This is a genomic window from Sphingobacteriales bacterium (assembly GCA_016700115.1).
Lineage (GTDB): Bacteria > Bacteroidota > Bacteroidia > Chitinophagales > UBA2359 > UBA2359.
The window spans coordinates 1,819,346-1,830,863 of sequence record CP064999.1; the positions used below are offsets into that span (position 1 = coordinate 1,819,346).

General features: G+C 41.4%; 4 protein-coding genes. All 4 read left to right on the forward strand.

Going from position 1 to position 11,518, the window contains the following annotated elements; genetic code table 11:
• Positions 1-163: 163 nt before the first annotated feature.
• The 4 genes from IPM47_06500 to IPM47_06515 all read left to right on the forward strand — a co-directional run bounded on the left by IPM47_06500 (position 164) and on the right by IPM47_06515 (position 11,191).
• A complete protein-coding gene (locus IPM47_06500) occupies positions 164-2,509 on the forward strand; it encodes a UvrD-helicase domain-containing protein (GenBank protein ID QQS30579.1) in 2,346 nt (781 codons plus the stop codon).
• Positions 2,510-2,958: 449 nt separating this feature from the next.
• Positions 2,959-4,986, forward strand: a complete 2,028-nt coding sequence (gene uvrB / locus IPM47_06505) for an excinuclease ABC subunit UvrB (GenBank protein QQS30580.1) — start codon at positions 2,959-2,961, stop codon at positions 4,984-4,986.
• Positions 4,987-5,903: 917 nt separating this feature from the next.
• Positions 5,904-9,545 carry a T9SS type A sorting domain-containing protein gene (locus IPM47_06510; protein QQS30581.1) on the forward strand — a complete coding sequence of 1,214 codons (3,642 nt, stop codon included), beginning with the start codon at positions 5,904-5,906 and terminating at the stop codon, positions 9,543-9,545.
• Between the two features lie 77 nt (positions 9,546-9,622).
• The gene (locus IPM47_06515; GenBank protein QQS30582.1) at positions 9,623-11,191 is read left to right on the forward strand and encodes a T9SS type A sorting domain-containing protein; all 1,569 of its coding nucleotides are present in this window, start codon (positions 9,623-9,625) and stop codon (positions 11,189-11,191) included.
• Positions 11,192-11,518 lie beyond the last annotated feature (327 nt).

An 11,518-nucleotide genomic window follows, 5' to 3' on the forward strand; every position in this document is an offset into this window, starting at 1 on the left:
GTTTGCGGCGTTATGCTCCAAAAATTAAAAAAACCAGACAGGCAATGAACCTGCCGGTTTGCACACCTGCTTTTATTGACAGCAGCGTGTTAAAAGGAGGGCAAAGATACGCAGATAGTTGCAATATATTGGTTTATCTATGTAATTGCGTAACTTTGCAAGTATGCAACCCAATATATTTAACCGCGACACCTCTGGTTCCGGAGATTTCAGCTACTTAACAGAATTAAACCAAATACAGCGCGAAGCTGTGGAATGTATTAACGGACCGGTGATGATTATTGCCGGCCCCGGATCGGGCAAAACCCGCGTGCTTACCTACCGCATAGCCCACCTCATTCGTTTGGGCATTCATCCCCGAAACATTCTTGCACTTACATTTACCAACAAAGCAGCCCGCGAAATGCAGGAGCGCATCAGACAGATTGCCGGCGAAACGGCGGCTGACAAACTTTGGATGGGGACTTTTCACTCAATTTTTGCGCGGATACTTCGAATCGAATCTGCCGCTATCGGTTATCCGGTCAACTTTTCGGTTTATGACACAGAAGACAGCAAAAACCTGATTAAAACCATTGTTTCAGAACTTAACCTGAATCCGGACAATTACAAGCCCAATGTGGTCTATAACCGAATTTCAAATGCCAAAAACAATTTAATCAGCCCGGTGAGCTATGCTCAAAGCGAAGAAATCCGCCTTGCAGACGGGGCTTCCAACCTTCCCCGTATGCCCGAATTATATGCTCGCTATGTGTTGCGATGTCAGCAGGCGGGTGCCATGGATTTTGATGACCTTTTGATTAAAATGTACCAACTGCTGTACCAGCATCCGGAAATAGCACATAAATATCAATCGCGGTTTAAATTTTTGTTGGTAGATGAATTTCAGGATACCAATTCCGCCCAATATGCCATCATAAAAAAAATTGCCGAACTGCACCGGTCGGTCTGTGTCGTGGGCGATGATGCCCAAAGTATTTATGCCTTCAGAGGTGCTACCATTGACAATATTCTGAATTTTGAACGGGACTACCCCGAAGCGCAAACCTTTAAACTGGAGCAAAACTACCGCTCGACCGGAAAAATAGTGGCAATAGCCAACCGCGTCATAGCAGGCAATAACCGTCAGATTACCAAAAATATCTGGACAACCAACGACGAAGGACATAATATTCAGTTGCTGAGGGCTGCAAATGATACGGAAGAGGCCAGACTTGTGGTGGACAATATCTATATGGACAGACTGCGCCTCCATTTCAAAAACGAAGATTTCGCTATTCTATACCGCACCAATGTGCAATCGCGGGTTTTTGAAGAAGAACTCCGCCGGAAAGGGATTCCCAGCCGGGTATATGGGGGGGTGTCTTTTTACCAGAGAAAAGAGGTAAAAGACCTCATTGCCTATCTTCGTCTGACTGTAAATCCACAAGACGAAGAAGCGCTTCGCAGGATTATCAATTACCCTACCCGGGGGATTGGCAATACCACATTGACCAAGGTGAGTGCTTTGGCAAATCAGCATCAGGTTTCTATTTGGGCTGTTTTAGAAGAAATCCACCGCTACGAGTTGCCTAAAAATGCCAAAGATTCGCTGACTAATTTCGTCAAAATGATGCAGATTTTCTCTAATCAACAGGCAAAAAAGGATGCGCACGAATTGGCCAAATTCATTGGCGCTCAAACCGGACTCATCAAACAACTCAGCGAAGACAAAACTATTGAAGGCATCAGCCGGTATGAAAACCTGCAGGAACTCCTAAACAGTATTAAAGAGTTTGTAGATGAACAAAAAGCAAAACAAGGGCAGGAACCCGACATAGTTCACGATGCCTCTTTGGGGTCATACCTTCAGGGCGTTGCGCTGTTTACCGATTTGGACAAAGATGAAGATGAAAACGGGAAAGTCAAACTGATGACCATACACACTGCCAAGGGGCTTGAGTTTCCTTGCGTGTATATTGTCGGCATGGAAGAAGGGTTGTTCCCATCTTTGCCGGCTTTAAAAAGCGTAACCGAACTGGAAGAAGAACGAAGGTTGTTTTACGTGGCCATCACACGGGCCAAACACAAACTCCATTTGTCTTTGGCAGCCTGCCGTTACCGCTATGGCGAATTACAATATACCAACCCCAGCCGTTTTATAGATGAAATTGCATCTATCAATGTCGAGCAGGTTGGGGTTAAACCCAAAACCTCAGTTTTTGCAAAATCAGATGCTTACGGAAGTTTTAAAGAAAGCAATTCCTCGGTCAGCGATAATATCCGGCTGGCAAAACAACAGCAAAACAAACAACCGGCTTCAAAACTGAACATACCCGACAACTTTAAAGCCGACGATACTGCTAAACTCAAAGCCGGAGATGAAGTAATTCATCAGCGGTTTGGGATGGGCAAGGTGCTGAATGTGGAAGGCTACGGCGAAAAAAGAATGGCGGCTATCCGTTTTGAAGCCGAAGGAGAAAAGAAAATTGTCCTGAAATTTGCCCAACTGATGATTGTAAAAAAATAGAAAGGGAAATGACGGAGGCGTGTTAATTGCACGTTCAATTCAGGCATAAGACGTAAGTGGTGAGGCATAAGAGTTTGGAACTTTATTACCTTACTCAAAAGCAGGAATTTTCGAATATTGGATGGTTTTCCATGTTACCGACACCTGCCTGCATTAGTAAAAGTAAGGAGTCTGTAAAGTTTCGCAATGTACATCCGGTAAAAAAACAAGTATATTTGCAGGGATTTTACGTTCCGGCGTGCGCCGGAATCATTGGTTTTAAAAACAAGGCAATCGCGAAGCACTGAAACCTTATTATCTCATTAACCGGACGATTCATGATTGATTATAAGGTAATAAGGTTTGCGGAACGGCCTGTTCCCCTGTTGTTACTAAGGTAATAAGGTTTGCGGAAATCTTATGACTTACGCCTAACCAACCACTTAACCCAAAAACCTGTTTCGCAATTCATGCATTTTCACCTCATTTCAGAATTTCAGCCTACCGGCGACCAACCGGAAGCCATCCGTCAGTTGGTTGCCGGAATTAATAACGGCGAGCGCGCCCAAACCCTGTTGGGGGTTACCGGTTCGGGTAAGACCTATACCATGGCCAATGTCATTGCTCAGGTTCAGAAACCCACCCTCATTCTCAGCCACAACAAAACCTTAGTTGCTCAATTGTATGGCGAGTTTAAGCAGTTTTTCCCCGAAAACAAGGTGGAATTCTTTGTATCCTATTACGACTATTACCAACCCGAAGCCTACGTTGCCGTAACTGACACTTATATTGAAAAAGACCTGGCCATTAACGATGAAATTGAAAAACTCCGGTTGAGGACAACCTCCTCCCTCATGTCGGGGCGGCGCGATGTCATAGTCGTGGCTTCTGTTTCCTGTATCTATGGTATGGGAAACCCCGAAGAATATAAACGAAGCATTATCCATCTAACCGTTGGCCAAACCATCAGCCGCAATCAGTTTTTGTTTAAATTAGTGGACATTCTGTACAGCCGGACAGAAGCTGATTTTGAACGGGGAACGTTCAGGGTTCGCGGCGATTTGATTGAAATTTACCCCCCTTATTCCGAAACAGCTTTCAGAATCACTTTTTTGGGAGATACCATTGAGACAATTGACAATATCAAACCCGATAACGGCAAAAGGATAGGTGCTCAGGACGAGGTCATCATTTACCCGGCCAACCTCTACCTGATGCCCAAAGAACAATATGTTACCATTCTCAACGAAATTCAGGACGAACTACGGGAACATGAAGCATATTTTAATGCCGTAGGCAAACCCCTCGAAGCAGCAAGAATTAACGAGCGGGTAAATTTTGACCTCGAAATGATACGCGAACTCGGATATTGTTCGGGTATCGAAAATTACTCCCGTTTTTTTGACCGGCGCAAACCCGGACAACGACCGTTTTGCCTGTTAGACTATTTCCCCTCCGACTATCTGCTCATTGTTGATGAAAGCCATGTAACCATTCCGCAGATTTCAGGAATGTATGGCGGCGACCGCTCCCGAAAACTCAGTTTGATAGAATATGGATTCCGGCTACCATCGGCCATTGACAACCGCCCCCTTAATTTTCAGGAATTTCAAAGCCTGATTAACCAGGTCATCTATGTGTCGGCAACCCCTGCCGATTTTGAACTGGAACAATCGGAAGGCATCGTCGTTGAGCAAATCGTCAGGCCTACCGGTTTGTTGGACCCTCCGGTCGAAGTGCGGCCAAGCCTCAACCAGATTGACGATCTGCTCGGCGAAATCAACCAAAGAATAGCTGTAAAAGAGCGGGTACTTGTAACCACGCTCACTAAACGAATGGCGGAAGAACTCACCAAATACCTCACGAGGTTCAGCATTAAATGCCGTTATATTCACTCGGAAGTTGATACTTTAGACCGAGTAGAAATTATCCGCGACCTGCGTTTGGGAGAATTTGATGTGCTCATCGGTGTCAATCTCCTGCGGGAAGGCTTGGATTTGCCCGAAGTTTCTTTGGTGGCAATCCTCGATGCCGATAAAGAGGGCTTTTTGAGAAATGAACGCTCGTTAATTCAAACTTCGGGAAGAGCAGCAAGAAATGCAAACGGACTGGTCATTATGTATGCCGACAACATCACCAAATCCATGCAACGCGCGATTGATGAAACATACCGCAAACGCAGCAAACAAATTGCCTACAACGAAACCCACGGCATAGTTCCTACTACCGTATTTAAAAGCAAAGAAAAGATTTTAGAGCAATCTTCGGTGCTGAACAGCCGTACTGAAAACAAGGCTTATAAAGAACCCGAAGAAACCGCAAACATCGCCGCCGATCCGGTGGTGAAGTTGATGAACCAATCACAGATTGAAAAACTGATTGACCAAACCCGCAAAAAAATGCAGCAGGCTGCCAAAGACCTCGATTTTATGGAAGCTGCAAGACTTCGCGATGAAATGTTTGCCCTTCAGGATTTGTTGAAAACTCAGAACGGGTAATAATAGAAGGCACACGTCAGACAATTCCCAAAATCAACCATTTTTCACCTCCGAAAAACGAAGAATACCACCTGCAATAACTCTATGCACCCCTGCAATGGGTTATTGTACCCCTGCAAAGACTCATTTCACCCCTGCATTGCTTTAAATCGCCGCTGCAATAACTCAATTCACCTCTGCAAATACTTATTGCACCCTTGCAATGGCTTAAAGTGCCCCTTCATTAGGTTAATGCACCCCTGCATTGGTTTAAATCACCTCTGCAATACATCAATTCACCTGTGCAATGGGTTAATTCACCCCTGCAAAGACTTATTGCACTTCTGAATTGGGTTTATGTCAACCCTGTTTTCTTCCCCAAATCTTGTTTTTATGCAATAATAAACGGAGATGAGAAAGTGAAAACCCTGAAAGGTTTAAATATGAATAGTATGTAAAAACTACGGAAATGAGTGAAATAGCCCATTTGCCGGAGGGGTTGTGGTGGTGCGAGGGAAGATAGCGGTAGAGTATTTAAAAACCTCATAGTTTTACCAAAACTATGAGGTTTGACCTAAACAAGCAACCCTGATTAAAAAATTTTCGTTTCAGAAAGCAGGTATCCGAGGTTAAAAAAAACTTTTTTTCAAAAAAAATTAAAAAAAATGCGATTTTGGGTTGATTTTTTTGTGTGAAAAGGAATATACATAGTAATGCACCAAATAAACCCTTTCCTGAGAGAAAGATAACTTAAGATGATGCAGAATTTTAAACCAAAACTTTTATTTTTGTATGAAAACAAACCAAACTCCGTTTTTCCGCTTTGTTGCGATTGTTTGCATTAGTTTAATTTTTAATGGGGGGGGGTGAATAGCCTCTTTGCACAAGGTGGCTCATCTCAACCACCGTGCCCTGTTGTTAATTCTTGTGACCCTAATTTGAATTGCAGGCAAGTATTTGATATTTATGCCGATCTTACAGGAGAAAATCTTATAGACATTGAACCTTGCCGTAATAGAAAATTTGCAATAACCGATATTTTTGGAGGAGGATTTGGTCCCTGCACCTTCGTAGGAGAATATCAAACACTTTACGCATGGATGCCTCCTTTAGGAGATGACGAATCAACCTGTTTAGTATCGGGTTATAGCAATATAACCAATGTATGGAATAATGAGTTAGAACTAATGTCTTTTCCTTTCGGCAAAAATACTCAACGTTCAATAACAGCAACATCCGCAACAGGAATCAATCAAAGGGTATTGACAATAAACGAAAGTTTAAACCCTATTGTTAAAAGACGTTTTTATGCTCTTTCAAGCAGTTGGTTTACAAAAAGTTATCCACTATCTTATTCCGAAGAAGAAGAAGATAATATAACCAGCACACCAAATGATGAACCTACATCAAGAAGAACAATAGTGCCACACTCCGTCATAAAACACAGGAAATATGTATTATGCAATAATGAACCGGTAAGTTTCATAGATGTTGTGATTGATAACACTCGCGGGAGAGCACGTTTTTATCCTTTCAAGAACTGCAATGAATTTAACGATCCTAGTTGTAGTTCAACTGAAGCCGAACATGATATTTCTATCGTTCCTTTTATTGATATAAATACAACAGATGGTAATCCTCCTGCCGGTGGTTTTAACTATTTAAACTATTTTCCGATTGGAGAAGCGCCTGAATGTGCAGCCTTCTCCTGTCTGTCTTGGGATGGAACTTCCAGTACACCTCCGCTTTGTACTTATATGCATCCTCCTCCGTATTCGCTGATTGGAGCGCACCTGCGTAATGGTGCAAGCCCCAATTTACCATTAGGATATGTCTCTCCAAATCCAGATGGAACCAACCTGCAACCACAAGAGGGCATTAAACATACCTATATAGTGGACAGAGACTTTGACATTACCCAAATAAACCCTCGTGAACGCATTTTTTACAACCCCTCAGAAGTACATATAGAAGCTCATAATCTTATATTTCCATCTGGATACAGTTTTGTTTCCGCACGGGGCCTGCCTCCTACATTAGACGATATAGCAGCTACTCCATGCGACCAAAAAAATAATATTGACCAACGGTATATGCCTGTTGTAAGCGATCAGCCAAATAATACCTATACTTTAAGCACGGGTACAACCATATCGGTAAAGCCATCGGTTTATATTTTAGAGCCCGGCAGCAGGCTAACAATACAACCCTGTGTTCATCTTTACGATATGACTTTAATTGTCAAACCGGGTGCCAGGCTTATATACTACCCTAATTTATTGTATGGCAATTTTGATCCTGCAAACGATATTGTTTTTGATAATGCTAATCCAAGTACGACTGTAAGTATAATTCCTTATGTGGGGCGTTGTAACGATTGCCGTTGCGAACAGCAATATGATATTTTTAACGGACAAAACATAGACGAAAACACCACATGGGAAAACCAGTTTAAAGTAGTACACGGACAAATTAAAGTGCTACCCGGGGTTACACTTAGTATAAAAAACAGCGAGCTGCAATTTGCCGATACAAAAATTACGGGTGTGCCTACCGGTATAACAGTACTCCCCGGTGGTCGGCTTAACATTATTGATGCCAAACTTACCGTACTCAACTGCCATGATATGTGGGACGGAATACGTTCACAAGGCGACCACCTAAGTCAAGCTCCTAATGCTTTAAGAGCCTATATCTATACCGAAAACAGTGTGATTGAATTTGCCCGTAATGCTGCCGGTTCGTTCAATATGTTAAATCCTTCGGTCGGACTGCCAGTTGCAAGCATAGGCGGGAAAATTATTGCAGTCAATACAGTTTTCAGAAACAATCATGTTTCTTTCGGGCATATAGAATTTGTAGCTGCAGGTGGAGAAACCAACATATTCAGAGGTTGCACCTTTGAACAGACTAAGCTTTTGAAAGATACAGAACTCAGTCCTTTAGGTTATCATAAATCACATATCATTTTATATAACTCGCAAAATACTGTTTTTGAAGATTGTATATTCAAGGGGTTGCCACAGGCATTAAATGATGATATAGAGGCTTCTTATGGCATTTTATCCTACTTATCTCGTGTGAATGTGCGAAATTGTCAACCCGATTATGTACTACCCTATATACCTTGTGCTAATTCTGAAAGCAGGTTTGAAAACTTAAGAAAAGGAATTGGTGCTCATGGTACCGGCAGTTTTTTCCATAAACTGAATGTACAAAATACCAATTTTGAAAATTGTTCGGTGGGAATCAGTTCAGACGGTAATTTCGGCGATTATATTGTAAACAATACATTTAATTGTGTCGGTGCCGATATTGAAATTATGAGTTCACAGGCTTTTATTATTGCCAATAATCGTTTATCACAAGCAATTTCAGGTTCCGTTAGTCCTGTTTTAACGACCAATAATAGCGGAACAGGAGGAGGACAAATATTCCAAAATGATTTTTCGCCTCTTAACAGTTCCTTATTAATGAATTGGGGTATAGAATTTAATCAAAACAATACAGCCCTTTCAGTATTGTGCAATAGCTTCCAAAACTTTAACAATAACCCTTCCGGTCTAACAGTTCGCGCTCCTTGGATAATTCTGGGAGATTTGGGTAATCAGGGTATAGGGTGTGCTTTTGGACAAACAGCTGGCAATTTGTTCTATGATTCTGCCAACCCTGCTTTGGAACAATACCATATTTGGAAACACCCTTTAGTTAGTTCTTCATCAATATACTACGCCAATGCCCCCGACCCGCTCACAATTCCCATTGTAAATTCTACGTCACTACAGGTAACATCATGTGAAAGTGATTTCAATGCAAATTCATGTCCTAAAATAGAAGATGACGATTTTATAGGTATGATAAACGAAGGGAAAACTCCAAGTTATCTGGCAGCACAAGTTTTGGCAAGAACAGCAGATACTGCCTTGCAGGTTGTTTATACCAACCATGTTTTGCACAGCTATTTTAAATCCGAACAGCCCGACAGCTTAGTACTTGTTTTTTTAGAAGACCTAAACACGGTATATGCCCAAAAATTGCTTATTCAAACCTATACTGCCGGTACAGACAGCATTGCCAAGGCACAAAGCCGGTTAAGTGCTTTGTCATCAACTCAAACTCTTGACAGCGATTATACATGTCTGTTTAACCTATTGCAAAACGTGAAAGCCGATAGCCGCACCCTGTCAGATTTAACTGAACAGGAAACAGATACTCTGAATTTTATAGCTCAAACCAACAGCACTGCCGGTATTTATGCTCAATCGGTTCAGGCATATATGCAATCAACAACCTGGTTTCGTAACCACGAGCCTCCCTCATCGGGCAAAACCAATCCAGCTGTAAGTGAACCACAATCAATTTGCTATCCCAACCCTGCCCAGTATATACTATATATTAAAGACTCTCAAAACATAACTGCCTTTAATTTATACAGTATATCGGGTAAAGTTGTACATAGCATCTCTCAGCTAAATAGTTTAGAAATAGATATTTCTAAACTATCAACAGGGTTGTATATAGCTGAAGCCAAATATAAAAATGGCAAAGCTCTACGCCAAAAGCTGCTAATCCATCGGTAATCTAAATTTTTATTCAAGTACCTCACCTGCATATAACTATGTTATGGGCAGGTGAGGTGCTAAAAATTACTAATTCTATGAAGCAATTTTGGATATATATTACTATTTGTTTTTGTATTTTATGGTATTGCATATTATTATCTGCTCAAAACCCCGTTGATTTTTGTAAAGGGTTAGTGATTCAAACAATAGATTCCAGTTCTATTTTTCGAGATATTATTCGTCTTTCAAACAATACTTATGTAGCTGTTGGCGAAGTAAGAATACTTCCTAACTCTATACAAGATAAATTAACAATTGTGAATTTCAACATTTGTGGCAATATCCTTTGGCGTAAACAGATATTTTATGCTAATTCAGGTTTTTCTGATTATCATATTGTTTATGTTGATGAAAATTCTTTTGTTGTAGCCTGTGCCTATACATCAAATTTATATGAAAACCCATACTACGATATTCTTTCATTGAAATTTGATAATTCAGGGGATGTAATTTGGAGTAAAATTTTTAGCAATGGATTTTATACAGATGCTCCAACATGCATTACTGCACTTGATGATGGTGGTGTTATGATAGGCGGATTTTCTTACAACTTCCCTGATAATGACGCATATTCTCAAGCATGGTTAATAAAAGTCGACTCCGAGGGAAATACAGAGTGGAGCAAGACCTACGGGTTTGCAACTGCAAGCGAAACGATTAGGTCAATTGTTCAAAATGGAGATGGCACTTATACAATAGCTGCGCAACGAGTTCATAACAGTTCAAGTAGTTTGTGGATTTTTAAAACTGATAGCGAAGGGAATATACTTTGGAACCGTATATTAGGAAATGGTTATTGGACGGTAGCTTCACAAATGATACCCTATCAAGATGGTTACATGATTGTGGGTATAGAGCAGCCGTATATTTGGAATATTGGAAATGCGTTTGTATTAAAAATAGACACTTTAGGCAGCCAGGAATGGATGAGATATTATGGAAACGGCATCGTAGCCGAATTTTCAAACATCATTAAATTGCCTGATGACGATTTGATTGCAATAGGTTCAAACAGATTTAACTCAAGCGGATCAATCCATTTTGATGCATGGATGATGAAGCTAAATGCAGAGGGAGATAGTATCTGGAGTAATACTTATGCCTACAATGGCACAATCCCTATTGATGATTATGTTTGGGGTTTAAGCGAAACGGAAGAGGGAGGATTTATGATGGCAGGCTTCACCTCTGTTTTCAATGCCGATTCCACTACCCTTACCCAAACGGCATGGGTAGTTCGCACCGATAGCCTCGGCAATTCCTGCTATATTCCGGAGGGTTGTGAGTGGGCGGTGGGTATAGACTCTTTTTTACCCCCCGCCCCCCTAAAGCGGGAGAACTTCATCCAAGTTTACCCCAACCCCGCACAAAACACGCTCCAAATCACGCTCCCCGATCATTCCGCCGGCTCGTTGAGCGGAGCCGAAACGAGCTTTACCCTATACAACCTGACCGGTCAGTTGGTGTTGCAAACCCAAATACCTGCAGGCGAAACCCACAAAACCGTTTCGGTGGCGCATCTGCCGGAGGGGGTGTATGTTTATGTGGTTACTGCGGGAGAGGGTGTGTTGGCACGGGGGAAGGTGGCGGTGGTTAGAAAGTGAAAAGTGAAAAACTAAAAGTGAAAAACTAAAAGTGAAAAGTGAAAAACTAAAAGTGAAAAACTAAAAGTGAAAAGTGAAAAACCCTGTAAGATAGCTTTTTTTAAATCCTTATAGGTTTGCCAAACCTATAAGGATTGGCAAATACAGGCAATCAGAAAAAACATAGGATGTTTCGGAAACATCATAATGTTTAAAGAGTTTCAGGCAACCCAGGTAAATTATTTTTCGTTAACAAAAGCAGGCATTTGATGCTAAAAAAACTTTTTTTCAAAAAAAATGAAAAAAAGTGCGATTTTAAGCTGATTTTTTTCTGTGAAAAGGAATAAT